General features: G+C 64.1%; 25 protein-coding genes. 10 read left to right on the forward strand and 15 right to left on the reverse strand.

Going from position 1 to position 22017, the window contains the following annotated elements:
• Nucleotides 1-115: 115 nt before the first annotated feature.
• The 6 genes from EH240_RS24335 to EH240_RS24360 form a co-directional block, all read right to left on the reverse strand.
• A complete protein-coding gene (locus EH240_RS24335) occupies nucleotides 116-586 on the reverse strand; it encodes a MaoC family dehydratase (RefSeq protein WP_125003367.1) in 471 nt (156 codons plus the stop codon).
• Nucleotides 583-1053: a MaoC family dehydratase gene (locus EH240_RS24340; RefSeq protein WP_125003369.1), complete on the reverse strand. Its 471-nt coding sequence runs from the start codon at nucleotides 1051-1053 to the stop codon at nucleotides 583-585. The genes EH240_RS24335 and EH240_RS24340 overlap by 4 nt, the downstream gene beginning before the upstream one ends.
• Nucleotides 1054-1169: 116 nt before the next feature.
• The gene (gene corA / locus EH240_RS24345; protein WP_125003371.1) at nucleotides 1170-2144 is read right to left on the reverse strand and encodes a magnesium/cobalt transporter CorA; all 975 of its coding nucleotides are present in this window, start codon (nucleotides 2142-2144) and stop codon (nucleotides 1170-1172) included.
• A gap of 158 nt (nucleotides 2145-2302) precedes the next feature.
• On the reverse strand, nucleotides 2303-3406 hold the full coding sequence (gene ychF / locus EH240_RS24350) for a redox-regulated ATPase YchF (protein ID WP_125003374.1): 1104 nt from the start codon (nucleotides 3404-3406) through the stop codon (nucleotides 2303-2305).
• Between the two features lie 93 nt (nucleotides 3407-3499).
• A complete protein-coding gene (gene pth, locus EH240_RS24355; protein WP_125003376.1) occupies nucleotides 3500-4222 on the reverse strand; it encodes an aminoacyl-tRNA hydrolase in 723 nt (240 codons plus the stop codon).
• Nucleotides 4223-4245: 23 nt separating this feature from the next.
• Nucleotides 4246-4890 (reverse strand): 50S ribosomal protein L25/general stress protein Ctc, encoded by a 645-nt coding sequence (locus EH240_RS24360; RefSeq protein WP_125003379.1) that lies wholly within the window; start codon nucleotides 4888-4890, stop codon nucleotides 4246-4248.
• A gap of 409 nt (nucleotides 4891-5299) precedes the next feature.
• Here EH240_RS24360 and EH240_RS24365 point away from each other — a divergent pair, with 409 nt between their 5' ends.
• The 6 genes from EH240_RS24365 to EH240_RS24390 all read left to right on the forward strand — a co-directional run bounded on the left by EH240_RS24365 (nucleotide 5300) and on the right by EH240_RS24390 (nucleotide 10861).
• Nucleotides 5300-5953 carry a glutathione S-transferase family protein gene (locus tag EH240_RS24365; protein WP_125003381.1) on the forward strand — a complete coding sequence of 218 codons (654 nt, stop codon included), beginning with the start codon at nucleotides 5300-5302 and terminating at the stop codon, nucleotides 5951-5953.
• 250 nt (nucleotides 5954-6203) lie between these two features.
• Nucleotides 6204-6761 carry an FMN reductase gene (gene msuE / locus EH240_RS24370; protein WP_125003383.1) on the forward strand — a complete coding sequence of 186 codons (558 nt, stop codon included), beginning with the start codon at nucleotides 6204-6206 and terminating at the stop codon, nucleotides 6759-6761.
• A 36-nt stretch (nucleotides 6762-6797) separates the two neighbouring features.
• The gene (locus EH240_RS24375; protein ID WP_125003385.1) at nucleotides 6798-8162 is read left to right on the forward strand and encodes an LLM class flavin-dependent oxidoreductase; all 1365 of its coding nucleotides are present in this window, start codon (nucleotides 6798-6800) and stop codon (nucleotides 8160-8162) included.
• Nucleotides 8163-8187: 25 nt separating this feature from the next.
• On the forward strand, nucleotides 8188-9036 hold the full coding sequence (locus EH240_RS24380) for an ABC transporter permease (protein WP_125003388.1): 849 nt from the start codon (nucleotides 8188-8190) through the stop codon (nucleotides 9034-9036).
• A 47-nt stretch (nucleotides 9037-9083) separates the two neighbouring features.
• Nucleotides 9084-10082: an ABC transporter substrate-binding protein gene (locus EH240_RS24385; RefSeq protein WP_125003390.1), complete on the forward strand. Its 999-nt coding sequence runs from the start codon at nucleotides 9084-9086 to the stop codon at nucleotides 10080-10082.
• Between the two features lie 17 nt (nucleotides 10083-10099).
• A complete protein-coding gene (locus tag EH240_RS24390; RefSeq protein WP_125003392.1) occupies nucleotides 10100-10861 on the forward strand; it encodes an ABC transporter ATP-binding protein in 762 nt (253 codons plus the stop codon).
• 21 nt (nucleotides 10862-10882) lie between these two features.
• Here EH240_RS24390 and EH240_RS24395 read toward each other — a convergent pair whose 3' ends face one another.
• A complete protein-coding gene (locus EH240_RS24395; RefSeq protein ID WP_125003394.1) occupies nucleotides 10883-11326 on the reverse strand; it encodes a MarR family winged helix-turn-helix transcriptional regulator in 444 nt (147 codons plus the stop codon).
• Nucleotides 11327-11477: 151 nt separating this feature from the next.
• Here EH240_RS24395 and EH240_RS24400 point away from each other — a divergent pair, with 151 nt between their 5' ends.
• Nucleotides 11478-12338, forward strand: coding sequence for an alpha/beta fold hydrolase (locus EH240_RS24400; protein WP_125003395.1), 861 nt, complete (start codon nucleotides 11478-11480; stop codon nucleotides 12336-12338).
• Between the two features lie 94 nt (nucleotides 12339-12432).
• On the opposite strand, the gene EH240_RS24405 is transcribed toward EH240_RS24400, so the two are convergent.
• Entirely contained in the window at nucleotides 12433-13662 is a 1230-nt protein-coding gene (locus EH240_RS24405) for an MFS transporter (protein ID WP_167484135.1), read from the reverse strand.
• Nucleotides 13663-13790: 128 nt separating this feature from the next.
• Between EH240_RS24405 and EH240_RS24410 the strand changes: the two genes are divergently transcribed.
• Nucleotides 13791-14675, forward strand: a complete 885-nt coding sequence (locus tag EH240_RS24410) for an AraC family transcriptional regulator (protein ID WP_125003397.1) — start codon at nucleotides 13791-13793, stop codon at nucleotides 14673-14675.
• Nucleotides 14676-14780: 105 nt separating this feature from the next.
• On the opposite strand, the gene EH240_RS24415 is transcribed toward EH240_RS24410, so the two are convergent.
• From EH240_RS24415 to EH240_RS38130, 7 genes are all read right to left on the reverse strand, one after another.
• Nucleotides 14781-15716, reverse strand: coding sequence for a ribose-phosphate pyrophosphokinase (locus EH240_RS24415; protein WP_125003399.1), 936 nt, complete (start codon nucleotides 15714-15716; stop codon nucleotides 14781-14783).
• A gap of 166 nt (nucleotides 15717-15882) precedes the next feature.
• On the reverse strand, nucleotides 15883-16473 hold the full coding sequence (locus EH240_RS24420) for a hypothetical protein (RefSeq protein ID WP_125003401.1): 591 nt from the start codon (nucleotides 16471-16473) through the stop codon (nucleotides 15883-15885).
• A gap of 55 nt (nucleotides 16474-16528) precedes the next feature.
• Nucleotides 16529-17680: a M24 family metallopeptidase gene (locus EH240_RS24425; protein WP_125003403.1), complete on the reverse strand. Its 1152-nt coding sequence runs from the start codon at nucleotides 17678-17680 to the stop codon at nucleotides 16529-16531.
• A complete protein-coding gene (gene pgeF, locus EH240_RS24430; protein ID WP_125003405.1) occupies nucleotides 17680-18468 on the reverse strand; it encodes a peptidoglycan editing factor PgeF in 789 nt (262 codons plus the stop codon). The genes EH240_RS24425 and pgeF overlap by 1 nt, the downstream gene beginning before the upstream one ends.
• 86 nt (nucleotides 18469-18554) lie before the next feature.
• Nucleotides 18555-19622: a class I SAM-dependent methyltransferase gene (locus EH240_RS24435; protein ID WP_125003407.1), complete on the reverse strand. Its 1068-nt coding sequence runs from the start codon at nucleotides 19620-19622 to the stop codon at nucleotides 18555-18557.
• The gene (lgt, locus tag EH240_RS24440) at nucleotides 19619-20473 is read right to left on the reverse strand and encodes a prolipoprotein diacylglyceryl transferase (protein WP_125003409.1); all 855 of its coding nucleotides are present in this window, start codon (nucleotides 20471-20473) and stop codon (nucleotides 19619-19621) included. Before lgt ends, EH240_RS24435 begins: the two co-directional genes overlap by 4 nt.
• Nucleotides 20474-20576: 103 nt before the next feature.
• Nucleotides 20577-20747 (reverse strand): hypothetical protein, encoded by a 171-nt coding sequence (locus EH240_RS38130; protein WP_167484136.1) that lies wholly within the window; start codon nucleotides 20745-20747, stop codon nucleotides 20577-20579.
• Nucleotides 20748-20886: 139 nt separating this feature from the next.
• Here EH240_RS38130 and EH240_RS24445 point away from each other — a divergent pair, with 139 nt between their 5' ends.
• On the forward strand, nucleotides 20887-21189 hold the full coding sequence (locus tag EH240_RS24445; protein ID WP_125003411.1) for an accessory factor UbiK family protein: 303 nt from the start codon (nucleotides 20887-20889) through the stop codon (nucleotides 21187-21189).
• A gap of 315 nt (nucleotides 21190-21504) precedes the next feature.
• Nucleotides 21505-22005 (forward strand): type III secretion system chaperone family protein, encoded by a 501-nt coding sequence (locus tag EH240_RS24450; RefSeq protein ID WP_125003413.1) that lies wholly within the window; start codon nucleotides 21505-21507, stop codon nucleotides 22003-22005.
• The last annotated feature ends 12 nt before the right edge of the window (nucleotides 22006-22017 follow it).

Raw genomic sequence — 22017 nt, forward strand, 5'->3', positions numbered from 1 at the left:
ACGCGAGCGGAGCAGGGTGAGGGGTAAGCGCGATCGTCGAGTTTGAGACATCATCGCTGGCGCCGCCCCTCATCCGCCCTTCGGGCACCTTCTCCCCGTGAACGGGGAGAAGGAACTACTCCACCTTCACCAGCACGGCGCTGTCGAACTCGATAACCTTGTCACCGGTGGAGTCAAAACCTTCGGAACGCAGCGTGAGCAGGCTCCAGCCGGGGCGGCCGGCAAGCGGGCGATGGGCGAGCGCCATGCGCGTGAAGGTCACCGTTTCGCCGGCATAGACCGGCTTCAGCCATTTGAGGTTGCGGAAGCCCGGCGAGGGGCCGAATTCGGGCTGCGGACCGGGGCCGGTCCAGCGCACGCCCTCGGTCTCCATGCGCTTTTCGAGATTGTATTTCATCCAGGTGGCGGCGGTGTGCCAGCCGGAAGCGCACAGTCCGCCGAGCACGCTTTTCTTCGCCGCCTCCTCGTCGACGTGGAAGACCTGCGGATCGTATTTCCTGGCGAACGCCTTGATCTCGTCCGCCTCGAATTTGTGCGAACCGAGCGTGACGGTTTCGCCGATGAGGAAATATTCGTCCAAAGTCATGACGGGCTCTTTGCGGCATCACGCGCGAGGAACATGCCGGTGTTCTCGAGCTCGAAGACGCATTCGCCGCGCTGGTTGAACAGCTCGCTGCGCATGCTGACGAGCCCAAGCTGAGGCCTCGATTTGGACTGGCGCTTGGCAAGCACGGTGACCTTGCCGGTGAGCCGGTCACCGGCCACAACCGGCTTCTTCCATTTCACATGCTCGATGCCCGGCGAGCCTTGCGAGGTCGAATCGAGTAGGAAGGCGTCGCACAGCATGCGCATGAACATTGCGCAGGTGTGCCAGCCCGAAGCCGAAAGGCCGCCCAGGATGCTCGCCTTGCCGGCCTCCTCGTCGAGATGCATCGGCTGGGCATCGAATTCGCTGGCGAATTCGATGATCTCGGCCGCGCTCACGTTCTTGCTGCCGAGGTCGAGCGAGACGCCCTCGACGAAATCCTCATAGGCCCAGGTCTTTCCGGTCATGTCGGCAATCCGGTTGAACGAACGCGTGATCCCCCCAAGGTCGGGCATCCCGGATGACGGCCCGGGCCAATTTGGTCAAGTCCTTTCTGGTGAGCCAGTTGTTTCGGCTGGAAGTGTCAGAGCCAGCCGCGGCGGCGGAAATACCAGAAGGGAAGGATCGCCGAGACCACCATCAGGCCGATGGCGAAGGGATAGCCGAACTCCCATTTGAGCTCGGGGATGATGTCGAAGTTCATGCCGTAGATCGAGGCGACCAGTGTCGGCGGCAGGAAGATGACGGCGGCGACCGAGAAGATCTTGATGATGGCGTTCTGCTCGATCGAGATCATGCCGAGCGTCGCATCGAGCAGGAAGGAGATCTTCTGCGACAGGAAAGTGGCGTGATCGGCAAGCGACAGCACGTCGCGCGACAGCGTCTTGATGCGGGCCCGCACATCCTTGCTCATCTTGGTCTGGGCCGCGACATGGGCGAGAAAGCCGGCCAGGCGCTGCAGCGAGATCAGGCTGTCGCGGACGGAGGAAGCCATGTCCTCCTTGCGGCCGATGCCCTTGAGCAGCTCCTGGAAATCGCGATTGCGCTTCGAGGCTTTGGTCGAGCGCGCCTCGAAGATGTCGCGCGAGATCGCTTCCACATCGCGGCCGGCGCGCTCGAGGATGTCGGCAAGCCGGTCGACGATCGCTTCCAGCAGGCCGATCAGGATGGTGTCGCCGCTCGTGCAGCCGGTCGCGACCTTCTCCGCGCGCAGCGGGAAGGTCTTGAAGGCCTTGGGCTCGTGATAGCGGATGGTGATCAGCCGGTTGCCGGCGAGCGCGAAAGTCACCGGCGACATCAGTGGATCGTCGGCCTCGGTCTGCGCGGGCAGCACGGCGGTCATGAAGTAGGCGCCGTCCTCGATGTAGAGGCGGCTGGAGATCTCGATCTCTTCCATCTCCTCGCGCGTCGGGATGGCGATGCCCAGCCAGCTCTCGATGCGCGCCTCTTCCTCCTTGGTCGGATTGAACAGGTCGGCCCAGACGACCCGGTCGCCTTCCGCGGCGAGGTCGTCGGTGACGCGCAGGCGATCATTGTCCACGACGAAGGCCTTGATCATCGCCGGTCTCCCTTGCTGGACCAAAGAGATTCGTCAGGATTGCATGGGCTTCGAGCCCGGAGCATCAGCGGATTAGCCCCGCTGCATCACGAGGTCAAGACGGGCGCCAACCACCGGCCGGAACGCTGGCGGCCACGTCGAATGAAAGCAAGGCAACGTCAGGTGTTGAACTTGAACAACATGATGTCGCCGTCCTGGACGACATACTCCTTGCCTTCGTCGCGCGCCTTGCCGGCTTCCTTGGCCGCCACTTCGCCGCCCAGCGTGACGAAGTCATTGTAGGAGATCGTCTGGGCGCGGATGAAGCCGCGCTCGAAATCGGTGTGGATGACGCCGGCCGCCTGCGGCGCCTTGGCGCCCTTGTGCACGGTCCAGGCGCGCGTCTCCTTCGGTCCGACGGTGAAATAGGTGATGAGCTGCAACAGCTCGTAGCCGGCGCGGATAACCTTGTTGAGACCCGGCTCGTCAAGGCCGAGGGTCGCGAGGAATTCCATTTCCTCCTCGTCCGACAATTGGGCGACTTCCGCCTCGATCGCCGCCGAGATCACCACGGTGCGGGCACCCTGCGCCGCCGCCATCTGCTCGACCGCCCTGGTGTGCTCGTTGCCGGTGGCGGCCTCTGCCTCTGCGACGTTGCAGACATAGAGCACGGGATGCGAGGTGAGCAGGTTCAGCCCCTGCAGGATGCGCAGGTCTTCCGCCGCGATGCCATTGAGCAGCACGCGCGTCGGGCGGCCCGCCTGCAGCAGCTCGAGCGCGGCCTCCATCATCGGCAGCACCGTCGTCGCTTCCTTGTCCTTGCCCGAGGCGCGCTTGCGGAACTGGACGATTCGGCGCTCGAGGCTTTCGAGGTCGGCGAGCATCAGCTCGGTCTCGACGGTCTCGGCGTCGGCGACCGGATCGATGCGGCCCTCGACATGGGTGATGTCGTCATCCTCGAAGCAACGCAGGACATGGACGATGGCGTCGACCTCGCGGATGTTGGCGAGAAACTGGTTGCCGAGGCCTTCGCCCTTGGAGGCGCCGCGCACCAGGCCTGCAATGTCGACGAAAGAGATGCGGGTCGGGATGATCTCCTTCGACTTGCCGATCGCGGCGATCTTCTGCAGGCGCGGATCCGGCACCGCCACCTCGCCGGTGTTCGGCTCGATGGTGCAGAAAGGATAGTTGGCGGCCTGCGCCGCGGCCGTCCTGGTCAACGCATTGAACAGCGTCGACTTGCCGACGTTGGGCAAGCCAACGATGCCACATTTGAAACCCATTTTGTCCGGTCCTATCGGGAATTCGAGATTTGGTGTGGGCTATGGGCGAAAGGGGTGACGAACGTCAAGCCCCATGCCTGATCGTGACGGTGTCTAGTCCTTGCCGAACAGCTTCTTCAGCATCGCGGCCATCGGGCCGCTTTCGGGAACCTTTTTCGGCGCCTGCTGCGGGCGGGCCTGGCGGATGTGGCTTTGGGCCTTCGGCGCCTTGGGCGGCGGCCTGTCGTCGTCGCCGGTCGGCACGAGCTTGTCGCGCAGCGCCAGCGTGACGCGGTTCATGAACGAACTGTCATCGCCCTTGGCGAGCAAGCCAGCGTCATCGGCGATCGCGTCGAGCAGCACGTCGAGCCATTCGCGGTCGGCCTTGGCGAAGTCGCCGAGCACATGGCCGTGCACCATCTCCTTGACGCCCGGATGGCCGACGCCGATGCGTACCCGGCGATAGGCATTGCCGACATGCTGGTCGAGCGAGCGGATGCCGTTGTGGCCGCCGGAACCACCGCCCACCTTGATCCTGACCTTGCCGGCCGCAAGGTCGATCTCGTCGTAGAAGACGGTGAGGGCGGCAGCGTCGAGCTTGTAGAAACGTAGCGCTTCGCCGACCGACTGTCCGGACAGGTTCATGAAGGTCTGCGGCTTGATCAGCAGGACCTTCTCGCCGCCAAGCGTGCCTTCGGCGATGATGCCCTGGAACTTTTTCGACCAGGGCGAAAAGGAATGGCGGCGGGCAATCGCGTCCGCCGCCATGAAGCCGACATTGTGCCGGTTGTTCTGATACTTCGCGCCCGGATTGCCGAGGCCTGCAAAGACAAGCATCGTCGTCTCCTGGCGTGGGAGAATTACTTCTCTTCGGCCTCGGGGGCCGCTGCTTCGGGCTCCTCCGCCTCGGTGGTCTCGGCCGCCTCCGGCTTCATCGCCGAAGAGCCGGCAACGGTCGCGATGGTGAAATCGCGGTCGGAGATCACCGGCTTGACACCGGCCGGCAACCTAACCGCCGAGATGTGGATAGAGTCGCCGATGTCGGTGCCGGTGAGATCGACGGTGATGAATTCCGGGATCGCATTGGCCGGGCAGTGGAACTCGACTTCGTGACGCACGATGTTGAGCACGCCGCCGCGCTTGATGCCGGGCGACTTGTCCTCATTGATGAAATGGACGGGCACGTCGACATTGACCTCGGTGTCCTTGCCGACGCGCAGGAAGTCGACATGGACCGGGAAGTCCTTGACCGGATCGAGCTGGAAGTCCTTCGGCAGGACCTGGATCTTCTTGCCGTCGACATCGATCGTGGCAATGGTGGTCAGGAACCCGCCGCCGTGGATCTTGTAGAAGATGTCCTTGTAGTTGAGCGCAATCGCCAGGGGAGGCTGCTTGTCGCCGTAAATAACTGCAGGCACTTTACCGTTGCGGCGAACTGCACGGGCGGACCCCTTACCGACCTGTTCGCGCGCTTCGGCCTTGAGCTCGTAAGCATCGTGGCTCATGGCATTTCCTTTCGCGTGTTATGGAGCGTTCGCGGCGGGCAAGCCCATCCGTAAACGTCGAAAGCCGTCGCAGCCTTGCATAGTCGATCCAAACGCTTTTGGCTGTCCAAACGCTTCCGGGGATCATGCAGGCCTGGCCGGCCTTCCTCCGCGTTGCCTCCAAGGGTGTCTACGCGGGTGGCGGCTCTATAGCGGAAGGCGGCGAGAGGCGCAAGCCGTTGAGCCGGAGGCCTTTGGCCAAGATTTACGCGAAGACATCCGGCCTACCGGGCAGAGCATAGTCAACGCTCCCGGCCGGTGCAAAGTTGGATCTGGCGGGTCGCGCCAATTGCCATCTGCGTCCGTGATGTAGCATCGGTCCGTTTTCAATCGTCCTTGGCAGGCATTCGACAGACCTTTGGAGATCGACATGAAACTTCTGTTCAGCCGCAATCCTAATCCTCGCCTTGCGGTCGCGGTGGCGCGCTATCTGAAGGCGGAGGTCGCGTTCGAATTCGCTTCGCCCACGGCGCCGGGGCAGGCCGAGCGCTATCGCGCGCTCAACCCCAATCTGACGCTGCCCATACTGGTCGGCCCGGGATGGAGCCTCTGGGAGGCCGATGCCATAGCCTGCCGGCTTTCGCGCGATGCGCATTCGGATTTCTGGCGCGGCGGCGACGACGAACCCGAGATGATCCGGTGGCTGAGCTGGGGCAAGGAGAACTTCGTCAGGGCCACCGACATGGTGCATTTCGAGCGCGGCACGAAACAGCGTTGGGGTTTAGGGCCGATCGACAAGGCCTTGGTGGAGGAGGGGCTTAGAGTATTCCACACATCCGCCGCCCTCCTTGATGTCGTGCTTTGTGAAAGGGAGTGGCTGGTCGGCAATTCCGTTTCCTACGCCGATTTCCGCATGGCGACGTTTCTTGCTTTCAACGATGCCGCCTGGCTGCCGCTCGACGACTATCCGTTTGTCAGCCGCTGGTATCGCCGGCTTGAGGATATCGAGGCCTGGCGCGATCCGTTCCACGGGCTGGAAGCGCCGCCACTGCCACCGGTCAAACGCGAAGCCGTGCTGGACTGAGCGGCGATCTGAACGGTCCTTTTTGAAGGACCGCCGCCGACGCGGCCCTGGCCGATCCGTAGCGGAAATGGCCGATAGCCGCACCGTCCCGGTGATGGGACGCGGGCCGGAACTCCGCATCCGCTGAACCAATCAACGGCGAAAGGACGCAAACTCAATCCCTCTGCCAAGCTCGTTTTGAAATCTTCTCGCTCCTTTAATTATATAAAATCGGTAGACTTAATGGATAAACGTCGCGAGGAGAGCCGAGATGACGAAGAAGCTGGTGGTGGGGATATCCGGCAACCTGACCCGTCCGTCGAAAACCAAGGCGTTCATCAACCACATTGCCGGCGAGGTCGCCGGCCGGATTGGTGCAACTCCCGCGGTCTTCGACATCGAGGACCTCGGTTCGTCCTTTCCTCCGGCGCGGCGCCTCTGCGACCTCGACCCGGCCGCCCGCACCATCGTCGAACAGATGGTCAACGCCGATGTGCTGGTGGCGGGATCGCCGACCTTCAAGGGCAGTTACACAGGCCTTTTCAAGCATTTGTTCGACCTGCTCGATCCGTCTTCGCTACGCGGAAAGCCGGTCGTTCTGGCGGCGACCGGCGGCGGCGAGCGTCACTCGCTGATCGTCGAGCACCAGTTGCGGCCGCTGTTCGGCTTCTTCGAGGCGCTGACCATTCCGAGCGCGATCTACGCCTCCGACAAGGATTTCGCCGACGGTGTGCTGGTGTCGGAAGCCATCTATGCCCGCGCCCATCAGGCGGTGGCCGAGGTTGTCAATGTCGTTGGCGCCACCCGCAGCGTCGGCCTCGCGGCCTGACGTCCAAACAATCGTTTCGAACGCGAGGGACCCACCATGACCAGCCCCAGCAAGTCCAGACAGATCAAGCTTGGCGCCTTTCTGCCCGGCGGCGGTCAGCATGTCGCGGCCTGGCGCCATCCGGACTCGCCGGCCGACGGTGCGACCAATTTCGAGTTCCACCGAAAGCTCGCGCTGACCGCCGAGCGCGGCCTGTTCGATGCCTATTTCCTGGCCGACAATCTGACGGTGGGGCTCGGCGCCCGTGAAGGCGGCAACGCCAAGATCGCCGGTTTCGAGCCGGTGACGCTGTTTGCGGCGCTGGCGCCGCTGACCACGCATCTCGGCTTCATCGCCACCGCCTCGACCACCTATGAGGAGCCCTACACGCTCGCCCGCAAATTCGCTTCGCTCGACCTTTTGTCGAACGGCCGCGCCGGCTGGAACGTGGTGACCTCGGCCGGCGACGACACGGCGCGCAACTTCAACCGCGACGTCCAACCCAACCACGCCGAACGCTACGCGCGGGCGCATGAGCATGTCGAGACCGTCAAGGCGCTGTGGGACAGCTGGGAAGACGACGCTTTCATCCGCGACAAGAAGACCGGCCGCTTCTACGACAAGGACAAGCTGCACGACATCAACCACAAGGGCGATCATTTCAGCGTCAAGGGGCCGCTCAACGTGCCGCGTCCGGTGCAGGGCCACCCCGTGGTGGTGCAGGCGGGGCAGTCCGAGGATGGTCGCAGGCTCGCCGCGGCCTCGGCCGAGGTGATCTTCACCGCACATCAGGGCTTGGCATCGGCGCAGGAATTCTACCGCGACATCAAGGCGCGCGTGGCGGCGGCCGGCCGCGATCCGGCGCAGGTGCTGATCATGCCGGGCGTGGCGCCTTTCGTCGGCCGCACCGAGGAGGAGGCCCGCGCCAAGTACCAGCAGTTGAACGACCTGATCCTGCCGGAAGATGGCGTGGCGCTGCTCAACGCGCTTGCAGGCCAGACGCTCGATCTCCGGGATTACCCGCTCGACGGCCCGCTGCCGGTAGCCAAGGAAACCGAAGGCATGAAGAGCCGGCAGGCGCTGATCCGCCAGATCGCCGACGAGCACAATTTTACGATCCGCCAGCTCTATCAATGGGTGGCGACCGCACGCGGCCATTACACGGTGATCGGCCGCGCCACGGAGGTCGCTGACCAACTGGAAGAATGGTTCACCAGCGAAGCCGCCGACGGCTTCAACATCCTGCCGCCCTGGCTGCCCGGCGCGCTCGACGATTTCGTCGATCTGGTCATCCCGGAATTGCAGCGGCGCGGCCTGTTTCGCACCGCCTATGAGGGCAGGACGCTGCGCGAGAATCTCGGCCTCAGGCGGCCGGAGAACCCGTGGACGGTCGCCCGCTCGACCGTGCTCGCCGCCGAATGATCCCCTGAAAAGGAAAGGCAAGACGATGACTTTGCAGCACATCGAACGTCCGATCGGCATTAGCGGGCATGACGGCGGCAACGGCTTCGGGTCGGAGGCCTTGCGGCTGGCCGGCCGGACCTCGGCGCGGATCCTGTCGCGTTATGGCGTGCTTCTCGGCTTCCTCGCGCTCTGGCAGGTGGCGGCAAGCAGCGGCTGGGTCAACGCGGCAGTGCTGCCGCCGATCGACGCGATCGTCGCAGCACTGTGGAAGGGGCTCGCCGGCGGCGGCCTGCTCGGCGACATCGCCATCAGTCTGCAGCGCGCCGGCCTTGCATTCGCTGCGGCCGTCATCGTCGCCATCCCGCTCGGCCTCATCATGGGCCAGGTGCGGGCGGTGGAAACCGCGCTCGATCCGATCCTGCAGCTGTTCCGCCAGACCTCGGCGCTGGCGCTCTATCCGGTGTTCATCCTGCTGTTGGGACTGGGCGAAGCCTCCAAGGTGTTCGTCATCTTCTGGGCGACGCTGTTTCCGCTGCTGCTCAACACCATCAGTGGTGTCAAAGAGGTCGACCCGAAGCTGCTCGAAATGGCGCGCGTCTATGGTGCCCGGCGGCTGACCATATTCCGCCGCGTCGTGCTGCCCGGGGCCGTGCCCTCGATCTTCGTCGGCTTGAGGCTCGGCGCCACCACCGCGCTGCTGCTGCTGATCGCCTCGGAGATGATCGGCGCCAACAAGGGCATCGGCTTCCAGGTGATGAACGCGCAATACAACTTCCAGATCCCGCTGATGTTCGCGGCGATCGTCATCCTTGCGGCGCTCGGCCTGATCGCCAACCAGGCGCTGGTCGGCCTGCAGCGGCGGCTCTGCCGCTGGAGCAGCACCGTCGGCTGAGCGGTCGATCCCTCACCGTCACCCCTGAAGCCATGAAAGGCTGGACCATGACCATCACACGCCGTTCGCTTCTCCTGCGTGCCCCGCTTGCCGCCGGCATCGTCGCCATCGGCCTGCCTTCGATTGCACGCTCGCAAGCCGCTTCCGTCAAGATACGCTACCTCGCCAGCCGCGGCGGGATCTCCCCGCATGAGCTGGCGGACGCGCTCGGCAATTTCAAAGGCCTCGGCATCGAGATCGAGAATGTCGGCTATTCCAGCGGCGGTCCGGAATCGCTGTTCGCGCTCGCCTCCGGCAGCGTCGACCTGGGCTCGGCCGCGACGCCGGCCGTGATCAACTCGATCGCCGGCGGCAACGACTTCGTCGCTGCCTACCCTAGCAACGGTATCAACAGGCAAGTGAAAAGCGTCTTCTACGTGCTCGAAGACAGCCCTATCAAATCGATCGCCGGCATTGCCGGCAAGACGATCTCGGTCAACACGCTTGGCGCCCATCTCGACTATACGGTGCGCGAGGCGCTGCACGGCGTCGGCCTGCCGCCGGATGCCGCCAAGCTGGTCGTGGTGCCCGGACCGCAGCTCGAGCAGACCTTGCGCTCGCGTCAAGTCGATGTCGCCGGCCTCGGCTACTGGCAGGCAACCTTCGCCGGCCAGCTGGTCAGCAATGGCGGCGTGCGCGGCGTCTTCAACGACACTGACGTGCTCGGCGAGATCGCGGGCGGTTTCGTCGTGCTGCGGCGCGACTTCATCGCCGCCAATCCCGACGCCGCCCGCAACTTCGTCGAGCAGTCGGCGCGCGCTGCCGACTGGTCGCGGCAGAACCCTGACGAGGCGCGCAAGCTGCTTGCCGACGTACTCAACAAGCGCGGCGAGAATGGCGATCTGGCGCGCTACTGGACGGGCTTCGGCCTGCGTGAGAAGGCGGCAGTCACGAACCGCGACGTCGACTTCTGGGTGAGCATTCTCGAACGCGACGGCCGCTTGCCGAAAGGCAAGCTCAAGGCCGCCGACATCCTTTATCGCCCCGGCGAAACCAAGACCAACTGAGCATGGAGGCACGCGCCATGGCTAGCGCACGCGGCGGCGAGGTCACGATACGCGACCTTTCGAAATCCTTCAGCCTCGGCGGGCGCCAGCTCGCGGTGCTGCGCTCGCTCAACCTCGATATCCGGTCCGGCGAATGCCTGGTCATCGTCGGCGCCAGCGGTTCCGGCAAGACGACGCTGCTGCGCATCCTGGCCGGGCTGGAGCGGGCCGATGGTGGCGCCGTCGCGATCGACGGGAGAGAGATCGAGGGTGTCGGCGAGGAGCGGGCGGTGATCTTCCAGGAGCCGCGCCTGCTGCCCTGGCTGACCGTGCTCGGCAACGTCGCCTTCGGACTCGAAGTGCGCGGCGTGCCCAAGGCGGATGCCGAGAAGCGGGCGCGCTTCTATATCGCGCTGGTCGGCCTGGCAGAATTCGGCGATGCCTATCCAAGGCAGCTCTCGGGCGGCATGGCGCAACGCGTCGGCATCGCACGGGCGTTGACGGTGCAGCCCGAGATCCTGTTGCTCGACGAACCGCTCGGGGCGCTCGATGCCATGACCAAGATCTCTATGCAGGAGGAACTGGCGCGCATCTGGAACGAGGAGAACGTCACCATGGTCGTGGTCACCCATGACCTGGAGGAGGCGATCTATCTCGCCGACCGGGTGCTGATCCTGCCCAAGGAGAAGGGCGGTGCGGCAAGGCTGATCGAAATCGACCTGCCGCGCCCGCGCGACCGCAGCGAAAGCCGCTTCGTGCGCTACCGCGAGGAATTGCTGCGCGAGTTCGGCCTGCATTGAGGCCGGGATTGTGCTCGGCTGTCAGGCGGCGTCGGCCGGCTGGTCGCTGCCCAGCGCATCGCGCAGAGCCCAGACCTTGCGGGTGAGAGCATCGATCTCCGCCAAGCTCATGCCCGAGCGCTCGATCAGCGTTTCGCCCAGACAATTGCATTGCGTGAGCAGCGCCCGGCCGGCCGCGGTGAGGTCGACCTGCACCTGCCGCTCATCGGCATGGCTGCGCTGACGGGTCACCAGCCCCGCCTGTTCCATTCGCTTGACCAGCGGCGTGACGGTGCTCGACTCCAGCGCCAGCCGTCGCGCGATGGTGCCGACCGACATGCCGTCTGCTTCGCCAAGCGCATTGAGCACGAGATATTGCGGATAGGTGATCCCCATCTCGTCGAGCATGGGCTTGTAGGTGCGGTTGATCGCCATGCTGGTGACGTAGAGCGCGAAGCAGAGCTGATTGTCCAACGGTAGCGGCACGGCGGAATTCCTTTTCCTGCGTTGTTCCATCTGTACCACAAAAAATGATATCGCGATATATATTATTGTGGACACGAACCGCCGTTTGCGTTACGCATATCGTTATCGCGATACTATTTATCGTGATGTCAAACAAAAACGGAGATTGCAAATGACTGAGGCTTCGCACAAGGCCGGTTCGGGCAGCGGCACGATCACCACCAAGGACGGAACGCAAATCTACTACAAGGACTGGGGAACCGGTCAGCCGGTCGTCTTCCATCATGGCTGGCCATTGAGCAGCGACGACTGGGACGCCCAGATGCTGTTCTTCCTCTCCAAGGGTTACCGGGTCATCGCCCATGACCGCCGTGGCCACGGCCGTTCCAGCCAGACCGACACCGGCAATGAGATGGATACCTACGCCGCCGACGTCGCGGCGCTTGTCGCGCATCTCGACCTCAAGGACGCCATCCATGTCGGCCATTCGACCGGCGGCGGGGAAGTGGCGCGCTATGTTGCCCAATACGGCTCCGGAGGCCGCGTCGCCAAGGCCGTGCTGATCGGCGCGGTGCCGCCGATCATGCTCAAGACGCCGGCCAATCCCGGCGGCCTGCCGATCGAGGTGTTCGACGGATTCCGCTCGGCGCTGACGGCGAACCGCGCCCAGTTCTTCCGCGACGTTCCGGCCGGCCCGTTCTACGGCTTCAACCGCCCGGGCGCGACGGTGTCGGAAGGCGTCGTCGACAATTGGTGGCGCCAGGGCATGATGGGCGGCGCCAAGGCGCATTACGACTGCATCAAGGCGTTCTCGGAAACCGACTTCACCGAGGACCTGAGGAAGATCGACGTGCCGGTGCTGGTCATGCATGGCGACGACGACCAGATCGTGCCGATCGCGGATTCGGCGATGCTTGCGATCAAGCTGCTCAAGAAGGGCGAGCTCAAGGTCTACAAGGGCTTTCCGCACGGCATGGCCACGACCCACGCCGACGTGATCAACGCGGATCTGCTGGCCTTCTTCAAGGCCTGAGTTCCCAGCGGAAACAAAAAAGCACCCGCCATTAGGCGGGTACCCGCCATCAGGCGGGTGCTTTGATCTCTGGAACTCGTTCGGCGTGGCCGGCTCAGGCCTTCCGCGCTTCCTTCATATTCGGCAGGAAGACCGTCAGCAGGCCGAGGAAGGGCAGGTAGGAGCAGATCTGGTAGACGAAGTCGATGCCCTTCATGTCGGCGATGACGCCGAGCACCGCTGCGGCAATGCCGCCCATGCCGAAGGCGAAGCCGAAGAAAATGCCGGCGATCATGCCGACGCGGCCGGGCACAAGCTCCTGCGCGAAGACGACGATGTTGGAAAAGGCCGACGACAGGATCAGGCCGATCAGCACGGTGAGCACCATCGTCCATTCCAGATTGGCGTAGGGCAGCGCCAGCGTGAACGGCAGCACGCCGACGATCGAGAACCAGATCATCGCCTTTTGTCCATAGCGATCGCCAAACGGGCCGCCGAGCAGGATGCCCAGCGCCGAGGCGCCGAGGAACAGGAACAGCATCACCTGCGACATCTGCACCGAAACGCCGAACTTATGGATGGCGTAGAAGGTGTAGTAGCTGGAGAGCGAGGCGATATAGGCGTTCTTGCTCAGCACCAGCAGCGTCAGCACCACCAGCGCGCCCATCACCTTCTTGCGCGGGAAGGGCGAGAGGTGGCTTGCCTGCCTGCGGGTGGCCATCGAGGCGCGCAGCCGGCTGTACCAGCCGCCCACCTGCCACAGCACGACGATGCCGATCAGCGAGCCGACGGCGAACCAGGAAATGCTGGCCTGGCCGAAAGGCACGACGATGAAGGCGGCGAGCAGCGGCCCCATTGCCTGGCCGAAATTGCCGCCGACCTGGAACAGCGACTGCGCCAGGCCGAAGCGGCCGCCGGACGCGAAGCGGGCGATGCGCGAGGATTCCGGATGGAAGATCGCCGAGCCGATGCCGATCAGCGAGGCGCCGATCAGGAGCAGCCAGTAATGGCCGGCATGCGCGAGCACCACCAGCCCGACCAGCGACGAGGCCATGCCCCAAGGCAAGGAATAAGGCATCGGCCGCTTGTCGGTGATCATGCCGATCACCGGCTGCAGCAGCGAGGCCGTCACCTGGAAGGTGAAGGTCAAAAGGCCGATCTGCCAGAAGTCGAGACCGTAATTGTCCTTGAGCAGCGGATAGATGGCCGAAAGCAGCGACTGCATGATGTCGTTGACGCAGTGGCAGAAGCTCACCGCAAGAATGACGGTGAAGGCCGTCGCTTGCGCCGAGGTGTGGCTTGCCGTCGCTGGCGCGGCGACGGAGGTGGCGGTCGTATCGGTCAAGGCGATGCTCCGTGGTCTTCTTGGCGGCGAACCGCAGCCGGCCTTATAGGACGCTCGCCTTATAATCTGCTTGAATGGCGACTTCTTTCGTGGTTTGGTCCAATAGTTTCGCAAGTGGGCCACATCCGATGCCGCACGGACGGGAAATCTTCAGAGGCGACGCCGCCGAGCTCGGCCGCCTGTTCGAAAGTCGCTGGCAATGGCTGGAAGAGGCGATCGGACCGGCGGTCGCGCTGCCGACCGAATATCCCGATGGCTACCACGTGCCGCGGCACCGCCACAGCCGCAGCCAGTTGCTGCATGCGCTGGTCGGCGTGGTGCTGGTGACGACGAAGCACGGTCGCTGGATGGTGCCGCCCGACCACGCGATGTGGATACCGGCCGGCATCGAGCATTCCGTCGAGATGCTGGGCGATGTATCGATGCGCTCGGTGTATGTCACGCCAGACGCCATTCCCGGCCTGCCGGAGGGCTTGCGCGTCGTCGGCATCACCGAGCTGATGCACAGCCTGATCGTGGAATCGGAGAAGCTGCCGCAGGGCGGCGAGCTCGAAGGGCGCGCCGGATTGATCATGGGGCTCTTGCTGCACGAGATCCCGAACCTGCCGGAGCGGCCGCTCGGCCTGCCTTTCCCGGCGGATCCGAAGCTGGCAGCACTTTGCCGGCGCTTTGTCGCCGCTCCCTCGCCGCATGCGACGATCGACGAATGGGCGGATGCCGCTGGCATGAGCCGGCGCTCCTTCACCCGCGCCTTCCACCGCCAGACCGGCTTGTCGTTGTCGACCTGGCGCCAGCAGGCCTGCCTGTTCGCGGCGCTGCCCCGGCTGGCCGACGGCGAGCCCATCACCAGGGTGGCGCTCGATCTCGGCTATGACAGCGTGCCGGCCTTCATCACCATGTTCAAGCGCATGCTCGGCACCTCGCCGCGCGGCTATATGCGCGGCGCGCGCGAGGCAGGCGAAGGAATGAAACGGCTGGCCGGCTCGGTTCAGGCCAGCAGCGCCGTAGTTTAAAGCATGTCTCCCGAAAGTGTGCAGCGGTTTCGGGACAGAGACATGCGTAAAATCAAAGACCTAACCTAATGCAGGTCGGGTGAATCCTTTTTCACGCGACCTGCTTTAGTCGAACAGGCTCGAGACCGATTCCTCGGTCGCCGTGCGCGAGATCGCTTCGCCCATCAGGTCGGCGATCGAGATGACGCGGATGTTGGGCGCGTCGAGCACGGCCTGGCTCGGCTGAATGGAATCGGTGATCACCAGCTCCTGCAGCTTCGAGCCGGCGATGCGGGCGACCGCGCCGCCCGAGAGCACGCCATGGGTGATGTAGGCGGTGACACTGGTCGCGCCGTTGGCGAGCAACGCATCGGCCGCGTTGCAGAGCGTGCCGCCGGAATCGACGATGTCGTCGATCAGCAGGCAGTCCTTTCCGGCGACGGCGCCGATGATGTTCATGACCTCGGATTCGCCGGGGCGCTCGCGACGCTTGTCGACAATGGCGAGTTGCGCATCGAAGCGTTTAGCAAGCGCGCGCGCCCGCACGACGCCGCCAATGTCCGGCGACACCACCACGACGTTGCCAAGCTGCTTGTATTTCGCCTTCACGTCGCGGGCCATCACCGGCACCGAGAACAGATTGTCGGTCGGAATATCGAAGAAGCCCTGGATCTGGCCGGCATGAAGGTCGAGCGTCAGCACGCGGTCGGCGCCCGCCCGGGTGATCATGTTGGCGATGAGCTTGGCCGAGATCGGCGTGCGGCCGGAGGCGCGGCGGTCCTGCCTGGCATAGCCGAAATAGGGGATCACCGCCGTGATGCGCTTTGCCGAGGAGCGCATGAAGGCGTCCATCATGATGAGCAGTTCCATCAGGTGGTCGTTGGTCGGATAGGAGGTCGACTGCAGGATGAAGACATCCTCGCCGCGCACATTTTCCTGGATCTCGACGAAGATTTCCTGATCGGCGAAGCGCCGGACGCTGGCCTTACCCAGCGGGACGTTGAGATAGCGAGCGACCGCTTCGGCCAGCACCCTGTTGGAATTGCCCGCGAAAAGCTTCATGCACCGTTCCTGGTGAAGGATGGAGAGACCGGACAGACTCTCATGAGCCTTTTATGCGGGCTTTTAGCGGCCCGCGCCGGTATTGCAAGCCTCGTGATCGGGAATCCTTCGACAAGGTGCAACAAAGGCCGTCGGGCATCGCAAGCCGGCAACACAACAGGTCGCACTAGCCGGCGCCGCCGCTGCCGAGCCAGGCGGTGAACTGGTCGATGGTCTGATCAGCGATCGCCTGCATGGTAGCGGGTGCTACCGCCGGCCAGCCCTCGGTGCTGCCGACGGAAGGTGCCTTCCGCTGGCCGTTGATGCGATGCAGGCGATTGCCCGAGGGGTCGTAGACGTCCCAGACGTAGATGACGGTGGTGTCCTTGCCTTCGGACATCGTCGAAAAATAGCCTTTCAGCACATGCGTCGCCGTCTGGTCGGTGCTGCCAACAAGCGTCACGCCGCGCTGTTTGGCGCGCGCCTGCAGTTCGGCCGTCAAGGGTGCTGCGGCCTCCACCGAGGCGCCGACGAGCGGCGCCACCTGCAGTCGGGTCTTGGCAAGGGCGGCGGTCCGGCCGGGCGTCGAAGCCGTCGGTGCTGGCGCGGTCGTCGTCGGCGACGTGGTGGCCGACGTCCCTTGCGTGGCAGGCAAGGACTGGGCCGAGCCTGCCGGCGGGGTGACGGCAGAAGGATCGAGGACATCCTTGGCGTTGGTGCAAGCGGCAAGCGCCAGCGCCGCAAGCAATGACACGGTCGTCACCCGCGATCGTCTCATTTGCCCGAAAACTCCCTGGCGGCGAACGCCCCCGCGTGAACCAACCATCATGGATTCACCGTACGATCAAGTCGAGATCATGGCGGGAGAGCGGCTTCGGCGCCGATTCCGTTGTGAGGTAGGTGCGGCCAAGCGTCATCGCTGTCTCCGTTTCGGAGTCCATGATGATCATGTGCGCGAACAGCGTCATGTTGGGCGCGATCGGCTCCGGATTGCCCTGGTAGAACATCGGCATATCCATCCAGGACGGGGTGAAGCGGGCGCCGAGCGAATAGCCGCAGGCGTTCAGCCGATGCTTGGTCAGATTGTGCGCCTCGAGCGTGCGGGCATGCGCATCGAAGACGTCGCCGAAGGTGTTGCCCGGCGTCATCGCCTTCTCGACCGCAAGCAGGGCCGCGCGGGCAGCGTCGAACAGTTCCTGATGGCGCTTCGAAACCTTGCCGGTCAAAACGGTGCCCATCATCGCCGCGTGATAATGATGGAAGACGCCCGCCCACTCGAGCGTCAACTGATCGTTCTTGGTGAGCTTGCGGCGCCCGGCCTTGTAGCGGCAGAGCAGGGCGTCGAGGCCGGAGCCGATGATGAACTCGTTGGCGGGATAGTCGCCGCCACCGGCAAAGATGGCGCCTTGCATGGCGGCAAGGATGAGCCCTTCGTCGCCGCCCTGCTTGATCAGCGGCAGCGCGGCATCGAGCGCATCGTCGGCGAGGCTTGCGGCTTTTTCGGCCTTGGTGATCTCGGCCGGACTCTTGAAGAGGCGCAGCCGGCCGACGATTCCGGACGCATCGGCGATCTGGCCGAAGGTCTGCAACTGCTCGTCCACGCGGCGGCCATTGTAGGCAGTCAGGCCATGCGTGTCGTACTCGACGCCGATACGGGCGCCGAGCAGATCGAGGTCGTTGAGCAGGTTGCGCAGGTCGATCGCGGGATTGGCGCCGTCGCGGTCGGTCCACAGCACGATGTTGTCGATGGTCGAGGTGTGGCGCGCTTGTCTCAGATCGGCCGAGCGGGTGAGCAGCACCATCGAGCCGTCGGCCTTCACCACCAGGCACTGGAAGAAGCAGAAGCCGAACGTGTCGTAGCCGGTCAGCCAATACATGGTCTCCTGCGCGAACAAAAGCACGGCGTCGAGCTTCTTCTCGGCCATCTCGATCAGCAGCCGGTCGCGCCGCGCGTCGAATTCCGAACGTTCGAAATGCAGCGCCATTACTCTTTCTCCAGAACGATTGCCGAAACCTGGCGCCCGTAATCCGCTTCCTTGCGGTGGGTGGTGCGCCGGTAGGAATAGAAAAGATCTTCTTCCGCGTAAGTGCAGCGGCCGAGCCCTTCGGCGGTCACGCCGGCTTTGCGCAGCCGGTCGACCGTATATTGGTTAAGGTCGAACATCGAGTGGCCGGAATTGGCCGACAGCCTGAAATAGCGCGCGTTGCCGGCGTCGGCCTCGACGAAGCGGGCGACGAATTCGGGCCCGACCTCGTAATTGTTTGGGCCGATCGAAGGGCCGAGCACGGCGACGATGCGCTCACGGCGGGCGCCAAGGCCTTCCATCGCGGCAATGGTGTTTTCGAGCACGCCGGTGAAGGCACCTTTCCAGCCGGCATGGGCCGCGCCTATGACGCGGGCTTCGGCGTCGGCGAACAGGACCGGCCCACAATCGGCCGTCGAGGCACCGACGGCGATGCCCGGCCGGTCGGTGACGACGGCGTCGGCTTTGGGTCGGGGGCTTGCAAAAGGCTCCCTGGCGATGACGACATCGGGCGAATGGACCTGGTGCGCGGTGAGCAGATGATCCGCCGACACGCCCAACCAGTCGGCGACGCGGCGGCGATTCTCGGCGACCAGCGCCTGATCGTCGCTGGAGCCGGTGCCGATATTGAGGCCCTGGTAGATGCCGCCGGAGACACCACCGATGCGGGTGAAATAGCCGTGGCGTATGCCTGGCGCCTTCTCAAGCAGAGGCGAGCGTACTGGATCGGGTCTGGTCTGATTCAGCATGGATGGGTTTGTTGTCCGCGCAGGCCGTTTCGTCAAGGCGAAGTTCGGGCACGTGGCAACCAGCTTGCACGGGTCGCCGGCGGACATCAGCCCGTTTTCGCCGCCGGCAAAATCTTCATCACCTTGAACAGATGGCCCATCGCATCGGGGCCGGCGAGGCGTTCGACGGCGTCGGAGATCGCCTGCCGCTCACCGTCATCGGCCTTGGCGCCGAGCGCGCCGGCGCGCTCGAGCAGGCCCATGCCGAGCAGGAATTCGCCCTGCGTGGTCAGTTCGGCGTCGAGGCCGTGCGCCCGGGCGCTTGCGGCCAGGGCAGAGAAGTCCACATGGGCGGTGAGATCGGCCTCGCCGGGATTGGCCAGCACATCTTCGTGATCGTGCCTGCGCACGGCCTGCAATGTGTCGCCGATGCCGGGCTCAAGATGGCCATAGTCGATGAACAGCCCCGCGCCGCCGTGGCCGGCGATGCGCTCGGCAATCGCCGCCATCAGCGCGGCGCGAGCAGGCGCCACCTCGACGATCGCGCCTTGCGGCGCATTCGCTGCACCGGCCGGCAGCAGCGCCGGGTCGACGGAACCCGCGCCGGCGAAAAAATGGAGGTTGTCGGCATCGTCGAGGCCGACCACGCGCTCGCGCCAGCCTGAACCGACATAGACGAACTGGCGAATCGGCACCGCGTCGAACAACTCGTTGCCGACGATGAAAAGCGGCTGTTGCGGCAGCGTGTCGATGGTCTGGTGCCAGGTCGGGGCCGCATGCTGGCCGGCAAGCGTCTCCTTCTGGATTTCGGTCAAGCGCGGACTGATCTCGATCATCGCAAAGGAAGCCTCGGCGGCAAGCGACGGATCGAGGCGCGACCAGGCGCGCAACATGTCCTTCATCAGCGTGCCGCGACCGGGACCGATTTCGGCGAAGGTCGCGGGGAGCGGCCGGCCGGCACCCTCCCATGCTTGGTAAAGCCAGACGGCGACAAGCTCGCCGAACATCTGGCTGATCTCCGGCGCGGTGACGAAGTCGCCGGCGGCGCCAAAGGGCTCGCGGGTCGTGTAATAGCCGTGCTTAGGGTCGAACAGGCAGAGCGCCATGTATTCGCTGACCGGGATCGGCCCCACGGCGCCGATAAGGTCGACGATGCGGTCCTTCTGCCGGGTCATGCCGCCTGCGGCTGCGTCATCGGCTTTGCCGTCGCCATGGCCCAGATGCCGGCGAGCACCATTGGCGTGGACAGGATCATGCCCATGGTCAGCCAATTGGTGCCGAGCAGATAGCCAATCTGCTGGTCGGGCTCTCGGAAGAACTCGACGAAGATGCGCGACAGGCCGTAGCCGCAGATGAAGGCGCCGCCGACGAAGCGCGGCGTCCCGAGCTTCAGCCGAGAATGGGTGAGGAAGCGCAGCACCAGGAACAGCACGAGGCCTTCAAGCAGCGCCTCATAGAGCTGGCTGGGGTGGCGGGTGAACGGGCCGCCATTGGGGAACTCGATCGCCCAGGGCATGTCGGTCGGCCTTCCCCAAAGCTCTGAATTGATGAAATTGGCCACACGCACCAGCCCAAGACCGACTGGCACGCCGGCGGAGACGACGTCGAACAGCGTCCAGGTGTGGATGCCGCGCTTGAGCGAGAACAAGGTCATGGCCAGGATGACGCCGAGCAGGCCGCCATGGAACGACATGCCGCCCTGCCAGACGGCAAAAATGTCGAGCGGATGCGCGATATAGCGCGGCAGGTCGTAGAACAGCACGTAGCCGGTACGCCCGCCGAGCACCACGCCGATCGCCGCCCAGACGATGAAATCGTCAAGATCCTCGGGCTTCATCGGCAGCTCGCCGTCCGGCCAAAGGCCGGTATTGGTGACCAGCCGCTTGGCGTACCACCAGGCAAAGAGGATGCCGACGATGTAGCCGACACCATACCAATGCACCGCCAGCGGTCCGATATGGAAGATGACCGGATCGATGTTGGGGAAGGGCAGGGAGGCCAGCGGCAGCAGGAAATATTCGCTCAACAGGGTCTCCAAGGCGCGGTCATGTTCGGGCGCGGACCATGCGGCAGGGTTTTGGCGGGGTCAAGGCAAGGCGGCGCCACGGCTGGGAAGTAAGCTGTCACGCCTATCTGGCTGCTCTGCGCTTGGTCTCTGCCAATGCCTTATATTTGGCCTCCAAGCGGTCAAGCACATCTTCGGCGGGCTTTACCCGTCCTGCGTCGGCGTCGGCGATACCTTTGGCGAGCGCGGCATCGATTGCGGCAAGGCGTCTCTGCACATCCGCGCTGATGGTCATGATGATGCCCTCTGACATGCCTTCAGAATAGTAGCAATTACTGACCCAGCAAACCCAGCTTGATGCCGCAGCGGCCTCGGACGCGCTTGCATTCCGCGCCACGCGCCACTACGTCAAAATAACAAAGCGAGGATCTGCCATGTCGAACGGACCGAACCGCATTCTCGATGAGTTCGCCAAGCTGATGACGGATGCCGCGGGCGCCGCGCAAGGCGTGCGGCGCGAGGTGGAGACGGCTTTCAAGGGCCAGGCCGAGCGTATCCTCAACTCCATGGATGTGGTGCAGCGCGAGGAGTTCGAGGCGGCGCGCGAGATGGCCGTCAAGGCGAGGGAAGACAACATCCAGCTTGCGGCGCGTGTCGAAGCGCTTGAGGCGAAGCTGGCCGAACTGACCGGGCAGGCCGCACCGGCGGCCGCGGCGAAGCCTCGATCAAAAAAATAATCTTTAAACTTTTCCACAAAGCGCGATCCGAAAAATCGCTTTGCCGTGAATCGCTTACCGGCATTGCATGAATCTTTTTGACAGCGGCTTTCCACATGCGAATGACGCAGTGCGAAAAATTGGGCTGTTCACGCGACTCCCGATCAATAGACTGAATTTGTTGCATGATTCGGAGCAGGGATCATGCGCCGGGCGGTGGGGTCCGGTTGAGGTTTTTGCGTTTGAGAAGCCCCGGCCGTCCGAGTTCTAGACAAGATTGTTCGTCGTGTGTGCCCCGCGGAGCGTGTGGCGCTCCCCTGAACACAGGAAGCATTCATGGAACTCCTCGAACTCGAATTCTCCCGTGAAATCCACCCGGTGGATGTCATCGAGCAGGTGGCCCACAACAACGACTGGTCCTTCGAACGCGCCGGCGACGACGAGATTTCCATTTCTGTCGTCGGCAGCTGGACCGACTATCACGTCTCCTTCTCCTGGATGGAGGATTTCGAGGCGCTGCATCTGGCCTGCGCCTTCGACATCAAGGTGCCGGAGACGCGCGCGCTCGAAGTGATGCGGCTGTTGTCGCTGATCAACGAGCAGATGCTGTTCGGCCATTTCGACCTGTGGGAGCAGGAAGGCGCGATCATGTTCCGCCAGTCGCTGCTGCTTGCCGGCGGGGTCGAGCCTTCGAGCCAGCAGGTCGAGGTCTTGCTGTCGTCGGCGCTCGAGGCCTGCGAATGCTATTTCCAGGCCTTCCAGTTCGTCGTCTGGTCGGGCACGTCGGCCAAGGACGCGCTGTCGAGCGTGCTGTTCGAAACGCATGGAAACGCCTGAGCGCGTCAGATA

The organism is Mesorhizobium tamadayense, assembly GCF_003863365.1.
In the GTDB taxonomy this organism is placed as follows: domain Bacteria; phylum Pseudomonadota; class Alphaproteobacteria; order Rhizobiales; family Rhizobiaceae; genus Mesorhizobium; species Mesorhizobium tamadayense.